10 protein-coding genes are annotated in these 21,502 nt (G+C 63.1%); 2 read left to right on the forward strand and 8 right to left on the reverse strand.

The annotated features are described in order from the left end of the window. Positions 1–851: 851 nt before the first annotated feature. The 8 genes from CFB89_RS34455 to CFB89_RS23555 form a co-directional block, all read right to left on the reverse strand. Positions 852–1,712, reverse strand: coding sequence for a lysozyme inhibitor LprI family protein (locus CFB89_RS34455; RefSeq protein ID WP_144030155.1), 861 nt, complete (start codon positions 1,710–1,712; stop codon positions 852–854). Continuing rightward, complete coding sequence (locus CFB89_RS23525) at positions 1,705–4,581, reverse strand: glycoside hydrolase family protein (protein WP_089469957.1); 2,877 nt, start codon at positions 4,579–4,581, stop codon at positions 1,705–1,707. Before CFB89_RS23525 ends, CFB89_RS34455 begins: the two co-directional genes overlap by 8 nt. Before the next feature lie 60 nt (positions 4,582–4,641). Further along, complete coding sequence (locus CFB89_RS23530) at positions 4,642–7,146, reverse strand: type VI secretion system Vgr family protein (RefSeq protein ID WP_089469958.1); 2,505 nt, start codon at positions 7,144–7,146, stop codon at positions 4,642–4,644. A 498-nt stretch (positions 7,147–7,644) separates the two neighbouring features. Next, positions 7,645–8,751, reverse strand: a complete 1,107-nt coding sequence (locus CFB89_RS23535) for a porin (RefSeq protein ID WP_089469959.1) — start codon at positions 8,749–8,751, stop codon at positions 7,645–7,647. Positions 8,752–8,814: 63 nt separating this feature from the next. Then, positions 8,815–9,231 carry a DoxX family protein gene (locus tag CFB89_RS23540; RefSeq protein ID WP_089469960.1) on the reverse strand — a complete coding sequence of 139 codons (417 nt, stop codon included), beginning with the start codon at positions 9,229–9,231 and terminating at the stop codon, positions 8,815–8,817. Positions 9,232–9,406: 175 nt separating this feature from the next. After that, on the reverse strand, positions 9,407–10,684 hold the full coding sequence (locus CFB89_RS23545; protein ID WP_089469961.1) for a cytochrome c: 1,278 nt from the start codon (positions 10,682–10,684) through the stop codon (positions 9,407–9,409). A gap of 2 nt (positions 10,685–10,686) precedes the next feature. After that, positions 10,687–12,306 (reverse strand): GMC family oxidoreductase, encoded by a 1,620-nt coding sequence (locus tag CFB89_RS23550; protein ID WP_089469962.1) that lies wholly within the window; start codon positions 12,304–12,306, stop codon positions 10,687–10,689. Continuing rightward, on the reverse strand, positions 12,306–12,812 hold the full coding sequence (locus tag CFB89_RS23555; protein ID WP_089469963.1) for a sugar dehydrogenase complex small subunit: 507 nt from the start codon (positions 12,810–12,812) through the stop codon (positions 12,306–12,308). The genes CFB89_RS23550 and CFB89_RS23555 overlap by 1 nt, the downstream gene beginning before the upstream one ends. A 310-nt stretch (positions 12,813–13,122) precedes the next feature. Here CFB89_RS23555 and CFB89_RS23560 point away from each other — a divergent pair, with 310 nt between their 5' ends. Both CFB89_RS23560 and pbpC read left to right on the forward strand, forming a co-directional pair. Then, positions 13,123–19,173 (forward strand): MG2 domain-containing protein, encoded by a 6,051-nt coding sequence (locus CFB89_RS23560; protein WP_089469964.1) that lies wholly within the window; start codon positions 13,123–13,125, stop codon positions 19,171–19,173. A gap of 10 nt (positions 19,174–19,183) precedes the next feature. Continuing rightward, complete coding sequence (pbpC, locus tag CFB89_RS23565; protein ID WP_089469965.1) at positions 19,184–21,436, forward strand: penicillin-binding protein 1C; 2,253 nt, start codon at positions 19,184–19,186, stop codon at positions 21,434–21,436. Positions 21,437–21,502: the final 66 nt, after the last annotated feature.

Raw genomic sequence — 21,502 nt, forward strand, 5'->3', positions numbered from 1 at the left:
CACATCACCCCTCAACTAAACAATCCACGTTACTTGCATATAACCAAGTGCGCACCATCTAGCCATTCAATCATGACAATCCCTTCCCCACCCTAGCGACCAGACAAATATAATTTATTTTATTTGGGATTGGCACTTATAGTTAATCAATGAATTTTCATCTATAATGGATGGTTCAATTGGATATCCCCCAATGCCTCCGCGCGATTCACCGGAAAACTTGCCTGACTCGTCGGGCAAAATTCGAAGCAAACAAGGCTCTCAGGAGTTACATCAAGTTGAGTAGGGTAGATATAAGTGCGGCGCCCAATTATTTTACCATTGACATTATGGACAGACGATTCAACCGATCGGAAACCGTCTTGGATTGTGATCTTTCGAGAAGACGTCTCCCTCGGTTCAAAATTATTCTGCCACTGCGATGCCAAGTTCCATGAGAATTTCGACAATCCCTGCGGAGCCTTCAGCGCAAGCTCGTCGCCCGACCAAACATTGCATCCCCTCTGCGAGGATGATCATCCGATTTTAGAATACTGACAACCATGAATGATTTATCGTTAGCCTCGCTTTCTTTTGCGAGGCAGTATTGACCACCTCGCAACATAACATACACACCCCGCATGGAGGAACTATTAATCCTCCTTCCACTCTGACTGATATTTTCGTCAGACCGATTCATTAAATCCGATTGCTCGTTGACGTAAAATTCACATGGAGCAGACTTTGAACACTCTTTTGCAAACGAGAACGTCGGAGCAAAAAATCAGTAACAAAGACAACAAAATATTCGCATACAAATCCACACCTCATCCCTTGGTTATATACTCCATCCCAAGCAATGCATTTTTTGTCTAATTTCGGCTCATGCCGTCAAGTTGCAGAAGTTGTACCTTCATAGCGTCAAGAATGCAGGCAGCATCTTTGCCACATAAATTTCGTTTCGAAATCCATTCTCTTTGCTTGCGAATTACGTCACCCACCGCATCCCCTGCCGACTTTCTTTGCTCGATTAATTGCGAAAAAGACGTGGCAATACTTTTATCAAATGATGAAAGTTCATATGAACTGCATATCTCCATCTCTACTTCGCTCTTTGCCTTTGCGCAGTTGAAAGATGGATTTGGTTTCTCGTTGTCACGAACCCGCTTTAGAGTGAGAATTGTTTCTCCATACCAGCGCAATAGAAGCTTTCCAGGACTGGGCGAAAGCATCCACGCACCACTTGCTTTATCCGAGGCCCCCAAACTACCTTGCCAAGGCTGACTGCCACAAAAGACCCTAACAACATCAACCATCGTCGATCCAGGAATATCAATTTTGTAATTTTTTTCGGTAGCATTCGTTGCGGGATTTCCAAATCCAGACATGCTCGTTGAAATTAGATCACGCAAGTTGGTTTGCGAGGTCTTGCTATTTATTTCGACGCATGGTCGATTTTCAGGAGCGTCAGTCCATATTCTATTTTTATTAAAAATGAACAACCTTCCTACTAGTCTTGGATCATTCCATCCGTAGCTTGGAGTCCACTCCGCATCAACATTCAAGTGCACCGACTCTACTTCCCACCGACCTTCAATGACCGGATTCCATTCGGCAGCAGCAGCGTGCAATGATTGGAGAAAAATAAATAACCCAACCAACAGTAGTTTAAAACTTTCTCGCCACCTTATCGACATACCCCCCCCCATGGACTTACAAAATCGATCATTCATGATTAATCGGCACGCCATTCATCTCATACCGCCCCTCTTGATACAAATTCACCTCATCATTTCGCCTGTGCACAAGACCGGGAAGCACCGTTCCCTTTGATTTAATGCCCTCTTTAATCTTACTCATTGCAGCATCAACTTTTCCATTATTAATCAAATCCGTCACACTATCCCATCGCGCGGCGGGGTTGTAAGCAAAGCTTACAAGCGCATCAAATTGATTCTGCGAGAGTTCGATTTTTATTGAACGTCGAACCATTTCCTCATATGGCTTGACGGTATGACGCAGCAAGCCGACCTCTTGCTCATGTGTCAGATCGACCACGTTTCGATTATTTTTCGCGAAATCATTGGCGTCAGAGTCCTGTTTTCCCGCGGCCTTCGCAATACCTTCAGCGGTTTCGTCGGACAAGCCAATAGCTTTCATGTCTGCAATAATCCCAGCCTCGCTGCGCCCCTTCATATCATATCCAGCCCCCAACGTAACACCGCTCGCTCCGCCGGGCCAATGCAATCGGTTGGTCGTGCCTGCCTGCGCCTCGTGTGAAAATATAAACCATAACCCATCGTCAGAAAGCGCGTGACCGATACTCACCTCCTTCGCCGTGAAATTCCCGATCAACCCAATCGGATGGAGGTGCCAAGGCGAAAGGTCCGTGGGAAAGCCATCGACACCCTTGATTTGCTCCCACCATTGAAGCTTCGCGAGCCGATCAAGCTCCGTCTTCCACATCTCGGTCTGCTTCTGCATAAGCGGGGTGAGATCTTCCCACTTGCCGAGACCACCGCCCCATTCGGTTTCATTGCGCACCACAAGATGCGAAACCGCTTCGGCCATCCAACGCGTTTCCAGTGCGTGCTTCAGTTCTTGCGCCGTTACCTTCCCGTCTTGGTTCGTGTCGATCGCCTTTTCAAGTTTCGTGATGAGTTCGCCAGCATTGACCTTCGCTGCCGTCCCCATGAACTCGGTACCTTCCTCGTCCGCCAGATATTGTTCGGTCGTATGGATATGGCGTTTGAACATGTCGGCAGGGCTCACGCTGCCATTGTCTACCAATTCGAAACCCGGCCATTCCCAAGGGCTACGAAACTGCACGCCGTGGTGGCCGGTCTCGCACACCCATCCCTGTCGCGCCGAACCATCCTTCGAACCAATCGTAATGTTCCACCAATGATGCCCGTTGTCGTCAATCGCGACATTGTCCGCACCAAGTTTGCCGAGCTGCGTACGGAGAAGCACGTCCCGGAAGTCCGCGCCCGGCCCGCTCGCCTTGGAAACATCCAGCGGAAAGTTCTGCCATCCCGCAACATTCGCCGTGCTGATCGTGTTCGCAAGACTGCTTTCAACCCACATCGGTTTCCCAGCGTCTGCGAAGCTTTGCTTGGCCTTTTGCTTGTCCTTCGCGGGCACGGTCGTCACGCTCTTCGGCTGCACCTTGATCCAGCGCGAACCCTTTGCATCGCCTATTGGCACGAGCTTCAACCCGGATTGGGTCAGTTTCTGGTCCGGTGCGGGAATTTCGCTGACCAGCTTCGCCCCCGGTTCGATTTCCAGAAGCGGTTTGTTTTTCTCGTTCAGTTCTTTCGCACGCGCACGGCTTCGGTCGATGAAGTCTTTCAGGTCCGGCCCCGCGAACACTTCGAGATGCAACATCGGGTAGTTCGGCTTCGGCGGTATCGGGCTCGCCTTCCTGGGCCATTGATACTGGCCGACATGCGCGACGACTTCGCCCGCCTTGACGCGCTGCGGCTCCTTCAGAATCACGACCGTATCAAGCGGCTTCGGATCGACTACAGCGTCCAGCTCCCCTTTGAACACGTAGCTCCACTGTGCTTGCGGAGACACCGGCTTACCAACTTCGGCAGACAAAACCGTGCCCGATTTAATGGACTTGATCTTGATCCAGTCCGGGTGTGCAGGGTCACCTTCGCCCGCAATGATTTCGGTTCCTGTCGGCAACACGCCAATAATCTTGCTCTTTCCGTTCGGCAACTCGCGAATGTGCAAACCTGTCTCCGGCGCGGGAGGAGTGGCATCTTGACCGCTATCTGCGGGCGGCGGTTCGTTCTGGCTCGTGTTGTTGATAGGCAGATTGTCGGCCCCATCGGTCCGTGTCGCGGGCGGCTGCGCAGGCGCCTTCGGCTTCGGAACGGTTTGCTTGTCCTTCGCCTTGCTGCCCACCCGATAGTAGCGGTCGCCCTCCCAATATGACATCGGTGACGGAAGTGGCTGGTCCGGATGCCGGTCTGTTTTCGCTTGCCCCATCCCCTTTTGATAGGTTTCCCAATCCATCGTGTGCATGTACAGGCTGAAGAACACGAGGGATTTGTCTTTGCTGTTGGACGACGGATTGTCGGCTGGTGCAGACGTCGGGGGCGCGGTGTTAGTCGATGCAGGCGCGGGAGCCGATGCGGGGGCCGATGCCGGAGCCGGTTTCGCGGGTTCTTTCGGGGCCGGTTTCGGCGGTAATTTCAGTTCATGCCGGACCAGTACAAAGCCCGTCGAGAAGTGCGCCAGACCAACGTTGTTCGGGTACGTCGTTTCCTCGTATTTCGAGTTCAGCCGGTACGCCACGACTTTGCCGTCCGCAATCGCGCGCACGCCGCTGTCTTGCTTCAGCATTTCCGCGCTGCCGTCGGCGAAATGCACGCCACCGTGCCACATGCCGCTGACGCCAAGTGGATAAAAGCCGTTTTCACACTTGGCCAGCGCCGTGAAATAGGTCATCGGGTCGGCCGCGTCGTCCTTGCCTACCGGCGTGAAGGGGTAGGCCCAGCTCAGCGACGTATCCGCCGGTTCGGCAGGTCTGGGGACCGATTTTGGAGCGGCCGGCGGATGATGCTTCTTTTTAGGCGTTGTCTTGCTCATGATTCCCGACTCGGATTCGGTTTCAGGATTTCTTGTATTGGAACGATCCCGCCGCGCGGTTTAACCGGAGAACACTGTGAAACGACCGCCGTCGGCCGATACCGGCGACGAATGCAGCGGGTTTTTCAGCGTGCCGCTTGCGGCTCCCGTTTTCTCCCAATTCGCGCACTTTTCTACAATCTGGCCCGACGTTGCATTCTCGATCATGTTCGCCGTCAGCTTGATATATGACCCGTTCGCGCCGATCCAGATTTCGTCGGCCGACAGATACATCTTCTTGCCCGCCGTAATCTTCACATCTTGCGAGGCGGCAAAACTCATCGAATCGTTCTGAGCCTGGAGATCTATCGGGCCACTTGCCGCATAGATCTTGACGCCGAGTTTTTCCGCAAACAGGCTGATTTGCTCCAACACACTGGCGAGCAGCGCCCGACCGGCTGCAAGGTTGATGTCTTCCCCTGCAACCACGTTGGTTTGCTTGTTTGCCGTGATATGTGCCGACCCTTGCGTCGATGCGGCAATGCCTTCGGGACTCGACAGCAGCATGATCGGCTTCGCGAAGCCATTCGCGTTGCCCGTACCGCCGCCGGCCGTGCGACCGCCCTTGGTCGTGCCGGCCACCGGATGCTGCGTTGCGTCCGTGAAAGTTTTCAGTGCATTGTGGCCGTCTTGCTGACTCTGCGCCCGATTCGCCTGGCTCGCCTTCGACGTCGTCGACAGCATCGCTTCGGCGCGGGTAAGCTGTTCGGACGCTGCCGTCACACTCAGCGGTTGGGTCGTGGCAGGTTGCGTCGAAACGTAAAGCCCTTGTTCGGCCCGCACCGCACCGTAGCCCAGTGACTTGAGATCAAAACCCTGCCCGATGAACGCGCCGCGCGTGTTGCCTGAGTGCTGGATCAGATAGCCCAGGTGCAAATGCGAGCTATAGCTCGTCGAGTACAGATGCACGCGGTTCTGCCCGCTGGCGTCGTCCATCATCAGCTGGTTGTAACCTTCACCGCCGTATTCGCGCGACAGCAAGCCGGAGGTCAGCCCATGCGTGTGCCATTCCGGCATGCTTTCGCCGCCGTGCATTCTCGACAAGATCACGGGCCGATCGCAATCACCGTTGATGAAGCCGATCAAAACTTCATCGTTCTTGCGCAGCGGAAACATGCCGCCACGCTTGTGGCCCGCGTCGGGCATCGCCGCGCGTATCCACGCCGAGACGTTCTGGTCGCCGTCATTGAGTCGATCGGATGTCAGCCGAACCTTCGCCCGGAGCATCGCGTCGGTATAGATTTCTTCGTTCTCCGGCCCGCCGACGATGCCGGTCTGAAGCTGCATGACGGGCTTCTTGTGTTCGAACGGACTGCGAAACGCGACGCGACGCCGTTGCGCTTCGATTTCGACGTGGAAGAATCCGACACCGCCGTCGTCGTGGCGCACCGCCGAACCCGCACCGTTCGCACGCGCTTGCTCGACCTCTGCGCGCACGCTCTTGCGAAACCGCATCAGGTTTTCAAGACCCGGCACGTTGTTCTGGATGAGCCAGTTCACGGAAAGAATCGCCATCTCGCGATCCTGTTCCGACTGTGCATCGTGCACAGGGTGCCCGGTCAGCAGGCCATAGCGACCAGGCCATGCGCAACGCAATGCGCCCACACCGTAGAAGCGTTGCGCCCGTGAGCGCCATTCTTCTGTGACAACGTTTGCCTGAGCCTCGCCCATGTCGCGATCCGACCACGTATGCGACCCCGTGTATTCGTACTGCTCGCCCAGCCCCGGCACATCGTCAAGATCGAACGCGGGCATCGTGACGTGCTTCGAAAGGTCCGGACGCTTGTAGTCGAATGTGCCCGTATCGAGTTCGGCCGACTGAATTTCTTGCGAGTCGATCCACTCACTCAGGCCGTCGAATTCCTCGTCTTGTACCGAGCGGCTAAACAAAATGGTCTTTTGCTTTAACTCGGGAACCGAGAAAAGATCGTCCATGATGACGACCTTGTGAGACTTGCCGTCCTGCGCGATATCGAAACGCGGAAAAAGACCGAGTTCTTCAAAGGTGCGGTGGACGTAATTCCAGTCGGATTCCCATTGCATCCGCTGAGAATACGAGCGCAACGATTGACGCAGTTGCCAAGTAAAGTTACCGGTCGCCTGCGGATACTTTCCCAGCACATCGGACACGGTTTGTTGCGCAGGCGTCTCGATCCAGTCGCGTCGGTCACTGCCGAGGCGCAGCAGCGCGAGAAATGAATTGAAGCGGAGTTGATAGTACGTATTGGCTCCGTCCCCGCCCAAGCGGCTGAACGCCGTCACATAACCGTGAATTGGCATTTCGCTGCCATCCGTTTGCCGGATCCACAGCGTCACGGATTGCCGGATCAGCGCCTTCGCCGGAATTGTTTCGAGCCGCGTCGATGTTGCATCGATCGTGAATTCGAAGTCTCGCCCAAGACACGCGCGCCCCCGGACATAAAGCGGGACCAACCAGTCTTCGCCAAGCGGCGTATCGAGGCGGACAATTCGTCCGTGTTGCACGTATTGCGTGCGCAGTGCCTTGTTCAGGAGATCGGAAACCATCAGGCTACCCCGTACCGTGTAGTAACAAAAACGGCCGCCGGGAAGCGCCGGGCGGCAGATTGGTATCTCATCGAAATAGGAAAAAGGCCCAGAATTTTCCGGCCACTGCTGGGGCTTTCGGCATAGAAAGGATTCAAGCCGCACACCGGATCGAGCCGGAATTCATCATATCAAATCCAACTCGGATGCAACTTACGCCATGCTTTCGAGCACAACGATATCCGCAGGCGGCGCAGGCACGCCGCCCGTGGGGCCGCTGCATGCGGCAACGGTAACGACAGTGCCCACCGTAGCCGGGCCAGCCAGATAGCGATAAATCGAATAACCGTCGTTTACCTTGGAGCTTTCAGTCTATAAACGTCAAAAACTGTGAAGCCATCGGACACGGCCTCCCGCAATGCAATGCTCGTGCAAACTATGCGCCCTCCAAGCGCTGTAAATGCAAAAGGCTCGGGTTCGATCATCCGAGCCTTTTTCACCAACACAAACCGCCCGCACTCAGAACGTATGCATCATCCCCACATACGCACCCGTCTGCGATTCACCCGTTATCGGGCTCGTCCCCGACGTCGCATCCCGCGGCGTCGCGAGTAGCGAGAAGTTCGAATTTCCACCGTTTCGCACATACGCGACCGTGCCATACAGGAACGTCCGCTTCGACAGGTTGTACGTGGTGCCGAGCACGTACATGATCGCGTGGCCCGACGGATCGTGCGACGCATCGCCACCGCCATCACCCACCTTCACGTAATACCCGCCACCCGTCACGGCCCACTGCGGCGTCGCCGAATAGGTCGCGCCAAGCCAGTAGTGATCCGCCCGATCGGCGACACCGGCCGGACTATCCGGCGCCTGGTAGTGCGTATACGCGCCCTGAATCTTGAACTTCGACACCTTCACGTTCGCACCGACGAAGTACTCGCGCGACGCGGTGAAGATGTTGCTGAACTTGCCGTTGTTGTCGCGCAGCTCGTCGTAGATGCCGCGCACGTCGAGCACCGGCGAATGGTACGAGATCATGATCCCGTCCGAGCGGCCGAAATCGTCGGCAGCGCCGTAGTTGAAGCCGCGCGACTGATTGCCGAACGCGTATTGCGCCTGCACGTCGAAGCCGCCGATCACCGGGCTGTGATATTCGATGTTGTTGCTGCTCTGCTGCCAGTTGCGGCCGCGTACGAGCGACGCTGACGAAAACGCCTGCTGGACGAACGGATCGAATTCCCACACGCCGTCGCTGTCGATGAACAGGTTGCGGCCGGCCTGCAGCTGGCCCCACGTGTCGCTCTTCAACCCGACGTACGCGCGCCGCGACCACATGCGCCCGCCGCCCGTCTGGCCGTTCATCACCTGGAACGCGGTTTCCAGGTTGAAGACCGTCGACATCCCGCCGCCGAGATCCTCGACGCCTTTCAGCCCGAACATGCTGGTACCCCAGTCGCCGCTCTCCGCGCTCCAGCGCGTTCCGCTGCCGCCGTTCGGCTTCGCGATGTGGTTCAGGTATTCGACGCCGCCGTCGATCCGGCCGTACAGCGTGATGCTCGTCTGTGCAAACACAGCCGCCGGCGTGGCGGCCGCAATCAGCCATGCGAAGTATTTGAGTCGCAAAATGATGCCCCCTCGAAATCTCGACCGTCCGTCGCGCGCCCCATGCACGCGCCTCGGGTCTGCTTATCCGCGATCGATCGAAAAACGTCCGGGGCCGGCCGCGCAGAGCGCAAGCAAGCCGCCCGAGATCGCGATGTTCTTGTAGAAATGAATCATGTTGTTGATCTGCTCGCCGCCCGTCATCGTCCAGTAGTGGTGGCCGATGATGCCGGTGCCGATCGTATACAGCGCAAGCAGCAGCGCAAGCGGTCGCGTCTGGAAACCGACGAGGATCGCGATCCCGACGAACAACTCCATCACGACGGAAATCGCCGCCGAGATGATCGGCGCCGGCGCGCCCTCGCTGCCCATGAATGCGATCGTACCGGAGAAGTCGACAATCTTCTTCCAGCCGAACATCACGAACAGGATCACGAGCAGGATTCGGGACAGCAGCAGCATATCGCGCTGGGACGCGAGAAACGGTTGATTCGGTGTCATGGTGTGATCAACGAAAACGATGCGCGCGCAACCGCACGCACCGGATTGCCTGTGAACCGGAGCGGGCGGCCAATCGCGCCGCCCGCCTCGCTCTGCAACAACCGGCATCGGGGCTCGCCCGATGTGCTGTGCTCCTCCTCTTTTACGTTGTCGCCCTGCTTCGTCGCGCGCCGCGTCAGCGCAGCTTCGCGACGTCCTGCTCGGTCACCTTCGCGGCCGGATTGCCGAACTGCCCGGTCACGTAGTTCGTCAGCGCGGCGATTTGCGCATCCGACAGTTCGTGACGGAATGCCGGCATCCCGACGTCCTCGCTGCCGGCCTTGCGCTGCACGCCGTTCAGGATCACCTGCACGAGGTTGGTCGGATTCGGTGCGCCGACCGTCGAGTTATGGAACAGCGGCGGGTAGTAACCGTCCGGCGTGCCCTTGCCTTGCATCTGGTGGCAGGTCGCGCAGTTGCCGAGATACAGCCGCGCCGGATCGATGCCCGACGACGCGAGCGCGACGCCGCGCAGCTTCAGGCCGTCCTCGGCCGGCTTGCCCCACGACGAGCGCGACTGCTTCGCATCGCCATTGGCCACGGCCGGCACCGTCCGGATGTACGTCGCGATCGCGCCGATGTCGGCTTCGGTCATCTTCGAGAAGCTGTGCTCGACAGCCTCGGCCATCGGGCCGGCCGCCTGCGCAAGGCCCGGCACGCTGCCGGTGCGCAGGTACTGGACGAGCTGCTGCTGCGTCCAGCCGCCGATCCCCGCGTTCGGGTCGGACGTGATGTTGTAGCCGTCCCAGCCCGCGAGCACCGAGCCCGACAGGAAGCTGCCGCCCGTTTCGTCGAGCGACTTCTCCTGCATCGCGATGCCGCGCGGCGTGTGGCACGTGCTGCAGTGCGCAAGGCCCTGCACGAGATACGCGCCGCGGTTCCACTCGGCGCTCTGCGCCGGCTTCGGCTGGTAGACGCCGTCCTTCAGGAACAGCCAGTTCCAGATCTTCAGCGGCCAGCGCATGCTCAGCAGCGCAGGGATCTCGTTCTTCGGCGGCGCCTGCTTGACCGGTTCGACGCCGTGCATGAAGTACGCGTACAGCGCCTGCACGTCGTCGTCGTTGATCTTCGCGTACGACACGTACGGCATCGCGGGGTACAGGTTGTCGCCGTTCTTCGACACGCCATGACGCACCGCGCGCTCGAAGTCATCGAACGTCCAGTTGCCGATGCCCGTATCGGGATCGGGCGTGATGTTGCTCGTATAGATCGTGCCGAGCTTCGGCACCGGCATGCCGAGGCCGCCCGCGAACGGCTTGCCGCCCTTCGCGGTGTGGCAGGCCATGCAGTCGCCCGCGACCGCGAGGTATTCGCCGCGCTTGATCTGCGCGGGATCGGCGGAATCGGCCGCGCGCACGAGGCCCGGCAGCGCGAGGCAGCCGGCGACGAGGAAGGTGAGAGTAGATTTCCGCACGGTCAGACTTCCTTCTTCAGCGTGTCCGACATCCGCAGCGCGAGCGCCGCGATCGTCAGCGTCACGTTCACCGTACCGACGGTCGGCATCGTCGAGCTGCTCGAGATGAACAGGTTCGGATGGTCGAACGTGCGGCAGTCCTTGTCGACGACGGAGTCGCGTGCATCCGCGCCCATGATCGTCGAACCCGTGATGTGGTTGTTCGGCGCGAACTCGTCGTTGAAGACGACGTCGGTGCCGCCGAGCACCTTCGCGGCCGTCGCATAGACCTCGCGCGTGTGCACGGCGCCGCGCTTCACGTAGTCGTCGATCGCATACGTGATCTCGGGGCGCGGGATGCCGATCGCGTCGGTGGCCGTCTTGCTCGGCACGATGCGGTTCTCGGGTTGCGGCAGGATTTCGTGGAAGCAGTCGAACTGCACGTAGCGCGCGGAACGGTCGCGGATCTGCGCGTCGAGTTCCTCGTGCTTCATCAGCTTGCCGGCCTTGAAGATCTTCTGCGTCTCCTGGTTGATGCGCGACATGTTCGACAGGTGGATCTTCTTCGCGGCTTCGGTCGCGCGGAACGGGCCGTCGCGGAAACCGATCAGCGACGTCATCTCCTGCGGGCCGCGGCCTGGCCACAGCTTCTCGTTCGCGTAGAACGACACGCCGGTGCCCGGATGGTCCATCAGGTTGCGGCCGACCATGTCGGAGCTGTTCGCGACGCCGTTCGGGAAATCGCGGTTCGCGGACATCAGCAGGATCTTCGGCGTCTCGATGCCGTTCGCGGCGAGCACGAAGTACTTGCCCTCGACGCGATGGTCCGCGCCCGTCTTGTCCTTGTAGATCGCGGCGACGATGCGCTTGTCCGGCCCGGTCTCGAGCTTGTAGACGACCGCGCTGTCGATCAGCTTGGCGCCGGCCTGCTCGGCCTTCTCGACGTGGACGATGCCGTTGTACATCGCACCGATCGGGCAGATCGGCATGCAGTTGTTGTTCCCGCAACAAGTCGGCCGGCCGTCGTACGGGCGGCTGTTGCGTGCGACCGGCTCGGTCACCACGTGGAACTTCGGGTCATAGCCGTTGAGCGCGCTCTTGATGGTCTGCTCGTTGAACGACAACGGCAGCGGCGGCATCGGGTATGCCTGCTTGCGCGGCGAGTACAAATCTTCCTCGGGGCCCGGGCCCCACACGCCGAGTTCTTCCTCGGCGCGCTGATAGTAATGCTCGAGGTCGTCGTACTGGATCGGCCAGTCGCGGCCGACGCCGTACACGGTCTTCATCTTGAAGTCGTTCGGGATGAAGCGCCACGCCGACGCGGCCCAGTGCCACGTCGTACCGCCCACCGCGCGGATGTACTGCGAGTTGAACTTGTGCTCGCCCTTCAGGATCAGGTAGTCGTTCGGCGGGCCGTATTCCGGATGCGGGGCCCACGGGCTCGACGGGTACGGCGCCATGAAATCGGTCTTGTCGGGCTGGTTGCGAAAACGCTCGACGATTTCCCAGCGCGGCATGCGCGGGCCGGCTTCCAGCAGGATCACGGACTTGCCCGCCATCGCGAGCTGGTGCGCGACGATCGCGCCGGCGACACCCGATCCGACGACGACGATGTCGGCTTTTTGCGTATCGGTATCGGCCATCAGGCTTGCCTCTCGATCGGTTTTTCGGCCCAGAAGCCGGGTTTGTTGGGGCAATACGACGGGATCACGAGGGTATCGGACACCACGCTGAACATTAATGCTTCTTCGTAGGTAATCACGACGTTGTCGACGATGCCGAGATACCACGCGCCGAGAATCGTCAGTGCGAGCGATTCCTGGTCGGGATTCAGCGAGCCGGATGCGAGCGCGCCGGCGAGTTGCGGCAGGCTGTCGGCCGTCTTGAACGAGCCCTTCTGCAATGCCTGCAGATAGCGCTCGCCGGTGACGCGGCTCAGCCCTTTCTTGCCGGTCAATGCTTCGGAAAGCGTCATGAACGTATCGAGCGGCGCGGTGCCGGGATCGTCGGCCAGGGCCCGCAACGCCAGCGAGCCGGTGAGGCCCGCCACCGTCAGCGCCAGTGCGCCCTGCAGCCATTGACGCCGCGTGATGCCGGTTGCGGCTGCGTCGTTGTCACGACGCGATTGGGGGGTGTTGTCGTTGTGCATGTTTCCTTCTCTCGAACACCGGATTCGGGAAAACCACGCTTGATATTTCTCAAACATTGGCGCGGACCTGCAATGTACGCGCACAAATCGGATAGAACAATCTTTTTATAGTCCATTAAATGTTCCGCAATCCGCGACAATCGATATTTCGCTTCATTTTTGTGTCGTCGACGCGACAAATCTGCGGCAGGCATACCCGTGTCGCGTGCCGACCACACACTGCACCCGCACGCCGCACTGCGCGCGCATGGCGGTCGGTTAGAATCGCGTGCAATCAAACAGAAAGCTTCCCTCCGAGGGCAATCGAGCGATGAAGCAGCACGACAAGCACAACAAAGAAACCAACCTGACCAACCACACGACCCGGCTGCTCTGGCGCATCGGCGCCGTCGCGGCGCTCGGCGGCGCCGCGGCGCTGTCGCTGCATGCGGGCGCGGCGCGCACGGTGAGCGTGTCGCCGCAGGGCACCGTCACCGAAGTCCGGCAGAGCGTCGTCAAGTTCGACGAACCGATGGTCGCGTTCGGCTCGGCCTCCGCGCCGAGTCCGGCGCGCGTGACCTGCAACGATTCGACGGCCACGCGCGGCTCGGGCCACTGGCTCGACGACAAGACCTGGGTTTACGATTTCGAAAGCGACCTGCCGCCGGGCGTACGCTGCTCGGTCGCGCTCAACGACACGCTGCGCTCGGTCGCCGGCAATGCGGCCAGCGGCCCGCGTCGCTTCACGTTCCAGACGGGCGGCCCGTTCCCGGTGTCGGTACGCCCCGGCTCGCGCGAGATCGAGGAGCGGCAGGTCTTCGTGATGAAGCTGAACGGCCCGGCCGAGCCGCGTTCGGCACTCGCGAACATCTGGTGCGAGGCGGCCGGCATCGGCAACCGCATTCCCGTCACGGCGGCCGACGACGATACGCGCAACGCGCTGCTCGACCATTTCGGGCTGAAGAAAGAGGCGGCGCGCGTGCTGACGCTGTCGTGCGCGCAGGCGCTGCCGGCAAGCGCGAAGATGCAGCTCGTGTACGGCAAGGGCGTCGCGAGCCCGAGCGGCATCGCGAACGAAACCGAACGGCGCTTCGATTTCACCGTGCGCGCCCCGTTCGCCGCGAGCTTCTCGTGCGAACGCGAGAACGCGAAAGCGCCCTGCACGCCGCTGCGCCCGCTCACGCTGTCGTTCAATGCGCCGATCGCGCGCAAGCTGGCCGAAGCGATCAAGCTGCGCGGCCCCGACGGCACGCTGTCGCCGACCTTCGCGGCCGACGATCACAGCGAGGAAGTGACGACCGTCACGTTCAATCCGCCGCTGCCCGCGCAGGCCGGCCTGACCGTCGAGCTGCCGTCCGGCCTGCACGACGTGACCGACCGGCCGCTGTCCAACGCCGACCTGTTCCCGCTCGCGACGCGCACGGCACCGATGCCGCCGCTCGCGAAATTCTCGTCGGGCACCTTCGGGATCGTCGAGCGCTTCGCCGAACCCGGCACGCCCGCGCTGGTGCCCGTCACGCTGCGCAACGTCGAGGCCGACCTGCATATCGCGGGCCTCAATGCGGGCGGCGCGCAATTCGCGAACCTGAAGGTCGAGAACGACACCGCGATCCGTGAATGGATGCGCACCGTCGATCGCTTCGACAACTGGTCGATGACGGCCGGCTCGATCGACAGCCAGATTCCGGGCTTGCTGGAACGCAAGGGGCAACGCCCCGTCTACGTGCCGCTCGAGGCCGGCGAAAAGCAGCCCGCGCCGAAGAACCGCCGCATCGACGTGCGCTCGCTGTCGCTGCTCGCGGGCGAGCCCGGCGCGCAGGTGCTGACACTGCCGAAAGCCGATCCGAAAGCGCTGCGCCCGTTCGAAGTGGTCGGCGTGCCGATCGAGAAGCCCGGCTTCTACGTGCTCGAACTCGCGTCGCCCGCGCTCGGCCGCTCGCTGCTCGCGAAGCCGTCGAGCATGTACGTGCGCACCACCGTGCTCGTCACGAACCTCGGCGTGCACCTGAAACAGGGCCGCGAAAACAACCTCGTGTGGGTCACGACGCTCGACAAGGGCAAGCCGGTGCCGAATGCGCAGATCCGCGTGTCGGACTGCAACGGCGACGAAATCGCGGCCGGCAAGACCGACGCACAGGGCCTGCTGAAGATCGACGGGCCGTTCGAGCCGAAGCGCGCGTGCAGCTCGTCGGAACAGCGTTTCGACGACTACTTCGTGTCGGCACGCGTCGACGATCCGAAGACGGGCCCCGACATGGCGTTCGTCAGCTCGGGCTGGAACCGCGGGATCGAATCGTGGCGCTTCAACGTGCCGACCGACACCGACAGCGCGCCGACCGTGCGCGCGCATACGGTGTTCGACCGCACGCTGCTGCGCGCCGGCGAAACCGTGTCGATGAAGCATTTCATCCGCACCGAGACGCTGCAAAGCCTCGCGTTCCCGTCGCAATACCCGACGCGCGTGACGATCCGGCATCTCGGCACGGGCCAGACGTACAAGCTGCCGCTCACGTGGGCGGCCGACCACAGCGCGGATTCGCAGTTCACGCTGCCGGCCGCCGCGAAGCTCGGCGAATACAGCGTCGAACTCGAAGGCGGCCCGGACGATGCGCCGACCGCCACCTACTACAGCGGCAGCTTCCGCGTCGAGGCGTTCCGCCTGCCGGTGCTGAAAGGCTCGATCGGCGCGCGCGACGCGCAGAAGAGCCCGCTCGTCGCGGTCAAGGAAGCGCCGCTCGCGGTGCAGATCGACTACGTGTCGGGCGGCGGCGCATCGAACCTGCCCGTGCAGGTGTCGGCGCTGATGAAGTGGGCGTCGCCGCCGTTCGCGGATCGTTTCGAGGATTTCAGCTTCACGCCGTATCGCCCGGACACGAGCGACGGCAATGCCGACGACGATGCGCAGGACGGCGACAACGCATCGTCGTCGGCGTCGAGCAACGATCCCGACGCGACGAAGCTGATTGCCGACAAGCTGCCGCTGACGCTCGACCGCAACGGTGCGGGCTCGGTCACGCTCAAGGGCCTGCCGGACGTCGACGCACCGAAGCGCATCGCGCTGGAGGCGACGTTCGCGGACCCGAACGGCGAAGTTCAGACGATCCGCGGCGACACGATCCTGTGGCCGGCCGCGGTGGTGGCCGGCATCAAGGCCGGCCGCTGGGTGTCGGTCGGCCAGCGCGTGCCGGTGCAGGCGCTGGCGGTCGATCTGCAGGGCAAGCCGCGCGCGTCGGTGCCGATCGAGATCAAGGGCGTCGCGCGCATCACGACGTCGTCGCGCAAGCGGATGGTCGGCGGCTTCTATGCGTACGACAACAAGAGCGACACGCGCGACCTCGGCGTGCTGTGTTCGGGCAAGACCGACGACAAGGGCCGCATGGCCTGCGACGCGACGCTCGAGCAGGCCGGCAACGTGCAGCTGATCGCGGTCGCGAAGGACGGCGACGGCCGTACGTCGAATGCATCGACGTCGGTATGGGTCACGCGCGAGGACGAACTCTGGTTCGGCGGCGACAATACCGACCGGATCGACGTGATCCCCGAAAAAACGTCGTACGAACCGGGCGAAACGGCCCGCTTCCAGGTCCGCATGCCGTTCCGCTACGCGACCGCGCTGGTCGCGGTCGAGCGCGGCGGCGTGATGGAGACGCACATCGTCGAGCTGAACGGCAAGAACCCGACCGTGGACCTGAAGGTCGGCGAATCGTGGGGGCCGAACGTCTACGTGTCGGTGCTCGCGCTGCGCGGGCGGATTCGCGAGGTGCCGTGGTATTCGTTCTTCACGTGGGGCTGGAAGGCGCCGGTCGAATGGGCGCGCGCGTTCTGGCGCGAAGGCCGCCACTATGAGGCGCCGACCGCGTTCGTCGACCTGTCGAAGCCCGCGTTCCGCTATGGCCTCGGCGAGATCAAGGTCGGCACGGGCGTTCATCGCCTCGGTGTGACCGTGACGACCGACGCGACCCGCTACACGGTACGCAGCAAGGCGCAGGCGCATGTGAAGGTCACGCTGCCGAACGGCCAGCCGGCACCGGCGGGCACGCAGATCGCCGTCGCGGCCGTCGATGAAGCGCTGCTCGAACTGATGCCGAACAACAGTTGGGACCTGCTCGGCGCGATGCTGCGCCGGCGCGCGTACGGCGTCGAAACAGCCACCGCGCAGATGGAAATCGTCGGCCGCCGCCACTTCGGCCGCAAGGCGGTGCCGGCCGGCGGCGGCGGCGGCAGCGCGCCGACCCGCGAGCTATTCGACACGCTGCTGCTGTGGAACCCGCGCGTGACGCTCGATGCGAACGGCAGCGCAACCGTCGACGTGCCGCTGAACGATGCGCTCACGCGCTTCCGGATCGTGGCGATCGCGGCGGTCGGCCCCGACCGCTTCGGCACGGGCAGCACGTCGATCCGCAGCACGCAGGATCTGCAATTGATCTCCGGCCTGCCGCCGCTCGTGCGCGAAGGCGACGCGTTCCGCGCGCAGGTCACGCTGCGCAACACGACCGACCGTGCGATGCAGGTCGTCGTGACGCCACGCGTGACGGGTCTCGACGTCGCGCCGCAAACGGTATCGCTGGCGGCGAATGCGGCGACCGAGGTCGCATGGACGATCACCGTGCCCGAGCAGGCGCTCGATGCGGCCGGTGCGCTGAACTGGCGCATTGAGGCGGCCGAGCAAGGCGGCAAGCGCGCGTCCGACGCGCTGGCCGTCGCGCAGAAGGTCGTGCCCGCGCTGCCGGTGACCGTGCAGCAGGCGACGCTCGCGCAGGTCGACGGCACGCTGACGGTGCCCGTCGCGGCCCCGGCCGGTGCCGTGAGCAACGCACAAGGCGTACCGCGCGGCGGCATCGCGGTATCGCTGCAGTCGAAGCTTGCCGACGGGCTGCCCGGCGTGCGGCGCTGGTTCGAGCGCTATCCGTACCGCTGCCTCGAACAGCAGACGTCGCGCGCAATCGGGCTGCGCGACCCCGCGCAATGGCAGGCGCTGATCGCACGGATGCCCGTCTATCTGGACAGCGACGGGCTCGCGAGCTATTTCCCGCCGTCGTCCGACGATTCGCATCACGGCAGCGCGACGCTGTCGTCATACCTGCTCGTCGTGTCCGACGAGGCAAGCCGCCTCGATCCGCGCTTCGCGCTGCCGGAAGATCTGCGCACGCAGCTCGAAGCCGGGCTCGCGCGCTTCGTCGACGGCCGCCTCGAGCGCAACACGTGGGCGCCGCGCCAGGATCGCGACCTGCGCAAGCTCGCCGCGATCGAGGCGCTGTCGCGCTACGGCGCCGCGCAGGGCCGCATGCTCGGTTCGATCGAGATCGCGCCGAACCAGTGGCCGACGTCGGCGGTGATCGACTATCACGCGATTCTCACGCGCGTGAAGGACATCCCGCAACGCGACGAGAAACGCGCGCAGGTCGAGCAGATCCTGCGGGCGCGCCTGACGTACCAGGGCACGCAGCTCGTGTTCTCGACCGCGCGCGACGACGATCTGTGGTGGCTGATGACCAGCAACGAGACCAACGCCGCGCGTCTCGCGCTGGAGTTCGCGGGCGACCCGGCATGGAAGGACGAGATGCCGCGCGTGACGGCCGGCCTGCTCGCACTTCAGCGCCAGGGTGCATGGCAGACGACGACGTCGAACGCGCTCGGCCTGCTCGCGATCGAGCGCTTCTCGCGCACCTACGAGAGCACGCCGGTCGCCGGCGCGACGAAGGTGGCGCTGGGCGGCGACGAGCGCACGATCTCGTGGTCGCAGGCGGCATCGGCCGCGCCCGCCGATGCGCCGGCGTCAGCCACGCCGGCGACCCGCGCGGCCGCCGCGCGCAGCGTGCTGATGCCGTGGCCGCGTGCGTCGCAGGGGCCGGCCACGCTGTCGGTCACGCAAGACGGCACGGGCCGCCCGTGGGCCACGGTCGAAAGCCTCGCGGCCGTGCCGTTGCGCGCGCCGTTCGCGGCCGGCTACCGGATCACGAAGACCGTCACGCCCGTGTCGCCGGCCGTCAAGGGCGTGCTGACGCGCGGCGACGTCGTGCGCGTGCATCTCGACATCGATGCGCAAAGCGACATGACGTGGGTCGCCGTCAACGATCCGATCCCGGCCGGCGCGACGATCCTCGGATCGGGCCTCGGTCGCGATTCCGAAGCCGCGACGCAGGGCGAGAAAACGCCCGACGGCGCGTGGCCGGCGTTCATCGAGCGCGACTTCGACGGCTACCGCGCGTACTACGATTATTTGCCGAAGGGCAAATTCTCGGTCGAGTACACGGTGCGGCTGAACAACGTCGGCACGTTCGGACTGCCGCCGACGCGCGTCGAGGCGCTGTATGCGCCGTCCGTGTACGGCCTGTGGCCGAACCCGCCGATGACCGTGAAGCCGGCCGACGCGGGCAAGTGACGAGACCGCGATGATCGATCTGGCATTGCCGCGGCCGGCGCGTTTCGCCGGCCGCGTATTCGTCGCCGTGGTGCTGGCCGCGCCGCTCGTCGCGCATGCGCTGCCCGGCTACGACGACGTGCGCCGCAACTGGCGCAGCTCCGACTGGGTGCTGCTCGCGCGCGACGGCACGCCGCTGCAGCGCACGCGTGTGGACCTCACCGAACGGCGCGGCGACTGGGTGTCGCTCGCCGACGTATCGCCCGCGTTCCGCGAGGCGATCGTCGTGTCCGAGGACAAGCGCTTCTACGAACACAGCGGCGTCGACTGGCGCGGGATCGCCGGCGCGGCATGGGGCAACCTGTGGAACGAGCGCACACGCGGCGCGTCGACCGTCACGATGCAGCTCGCGGGCCTGCTCAGCGATTCGCCGCGCCGTTCGGGCCAGCGCTCGCTGCCCCAGAAAGCCACGCAGGCCGTGAACGCGCTGTGGCTCGAACGCAGTTGGCGCAAGGACCAGATCCTCGAGGCGTACCTGAACCTGGTGCCGTTCCGCGGCGAGACGATCGGGCTCGGCTCGCTGTCGCAGGTGCTGTTCGGCAAGGCGCCGTCGGGGCTCGACGCACGCGAGGCCGCGATCGCCGCCGCACTCGTGCGTGCGCCCAACGCGGCCCCGGCGAAGATCGCCGAACGCGCGTGCCGGATCCTGCGCGACATGCAGGCCGCGCAGGCGTGCGCGTCGCTCGACGGCTACGTGCAACTCGTCACCGCGCGCCCGGCCAACGCCGTACGCGACGACGGCGCCGCCCTCGCCCCGCATTTCGCGCGGCGCATCGCGGCCGAGGTCAAGCCGGCGGCCGGCGCGCAAGTCCGCACGACGCTCGATGCCCCGCTGCAGCGCTTCGCGCAGGACACGCTGATGCGCGCGCTGACCGAGCTCAATGCGCCCGCGCACCGACGCAACGTGCAGGACGGCGCGGTCGTCGTGATCGACAACGCGACCGGCGAGATCCGCGCGTGGGTCGGCTCGTCGGGGGCGCTGTCGAGCGCGCGCGACGTCGATGCCGTGCTCGCGCCGCGCCAGGCCGGCTCGACGCTCAAGCCGTTCCTCTATGCGCAGGCGCTGGACGAGAAACGGCTGACCGCCGCGTCGCTGCTCGACGATGCGCCGATCAACCTCGCGGCCGGCGGCGGCCTCTATATTCCGCAGAACTACGACAAGGATTTCAAGGGCTGGGTGAGCGTGCGCAGCGCGCTCGGCGGCTCGCTGAACGTGCCGGCCGTGCGCACGCTCGTGCTCGTCACGCCGCACCGCTTCGCGCGCACGCTGACCGCGCTCGGCCTGCCGCTCGCGCAAGAAGGCGATTACTACGGCTTCAGTCTCGCGCTCGGCAGCGCGGACGTCACGCTGCTGTCGCTGACCAACGCATACCGCGCGCTCGCGAACGGCGGCGTCGCACGCAAGGTCGTCGACCTGCCCGCCGCTGCATCGACGCCGGCCTCCGGCGCATCCGGCGCATCGGCATCCGCGCGTACGGACGCCGGCACGCGCGTGTTCAGTGAAGCGGCCAGCTTCATCGTGACCGACATCCTGTCCGACAACAACGCGCGCGTGCGCACCTTCGGCTTCGACAACCCGCTCGCGACACGCTTCTTCTCCGCGGTCAAGACCGGCACGAGCAAGGACATGCGCGACAACTGGACGATCGGTTTCACGTCGCGCTATACGGTCGGCGTGTGGGTCGGCAATGCGGGCGGCTCGCCGATGTGGGACGTGTCGGGCGTCACGGGCGCGTCGCCCGTGTGGTCGGCCGTCGTCGGCTACCTGCACCGCGAGCTGCCGAGCCGTGCGCCGCGCGCGCCGGCCGGCGTCGAGACGCGCCGCATCGCGTTCGAGCGCGATATCGAGCCGGCCCGCAACGAGTGGTTCATCGCGGGCACGGCGGTCGACACGATACGGCTCGCGGCGCCGGTCACGCCCGGCAAGGACGCGGCGCGCGCGCCGCTGACGATCGGCGCGCCGACCGACGGCACGATCTTCGCGATCGACCCGGACATTCCGCCGAAGAACCAGCGGATCTGGTTCGAACGCTCGGCCGGGCGGGCAACGAAGTTCGCGTGGCGGCTCGACGACAAGGTGATCGGCCACGCCGATCGCGTCGCGTGGCTGCCGTGGCCGGGCCGGCACCGGCTCGAACTCGTCGACGCGCGCGGCAACGTCGCGGATGCGATCGGCTTCGAGGTGCGCGGCGCGTTCGCGAAGCCGGCCACGCGCAAGCCTTGAACCGGCGAGCCGGCCTTATTGGCCGGCCGTATTCGCTTTCCCCGGATCACGACATAGAATGACAAC

The sequence above is a fragment of the Burkholderia sp. AU16741 genome, assembly GCF_002223345.1.
GTDB lineage: Bacteria > Pseudomonadota > Gammaproteobacteria > Burkholderiales > Burkholderiaceae > Burkholderia > Burkholderia sola.

What these genes read in the sequence shown, in the direction of transcription:
- CFB89_RS23540 (WP_089469960.1), bottom strand. Translation starts at nt 9,231, where the DNA reads ATGACACCGAATCAACCGTTTCTCGCGTCCCAGCGCGATATGCTGCTG.
- CFB89_RS23560 (WP_089469964.1), top strand. Translation starts at nt 13,123, where the DNA reads ATGAAGCAGCACGACAAGCACAACAAAGAAACCAACCTGACCAACCAC.
- CFB89_RS23530 (WP_089469958.1), bottom strand. Translation starts at nt 7,146, where the DNA reads ATGGTTTCCGATCTCCTGAACAAGGCACTGCGCACGCAATACGTGCAA.
- CFB89_RS23555 (WP_089469963.1), bottom strand. Translation starts at nt 12,812, where the DNA reads ATGCACAACGACAACACCCCCCAATCGCGTCGTGACAACGACGCAGCC.
- CFB89_RS23550 (WP_089469962.1), bottom strand. Translation starts at nt 12,306, where the DNA reads ATGGCCGATACCGATACGCAAAAAGCCGACATCGTCGTCGTCGGATCG.
- CFB89_RS34455 (WP_144030155.1), bottom strand. Translation starts at nt 1,712, where the DNA reads ATGAATGATCGATTTTGTAAGTCCATGGGGGGGGGTATGTCGATAAGG.
- pbpC (WP_089469965.1), top strand. Translation starts at nt 19,184, where the DNA reads ATGATCGATCTGGCATTGCCGCGGCCGGCGCGTTTCGCCGGCCGCGTA.
- CFB89_RS23525 (WP_089469957.1), bottom strand. Translation starts at nt 4,581, where the DNA reads ATGAGCAAGACAACGCCTAAAAAGAAGCATCATCCGCCGGCCGCTCCA.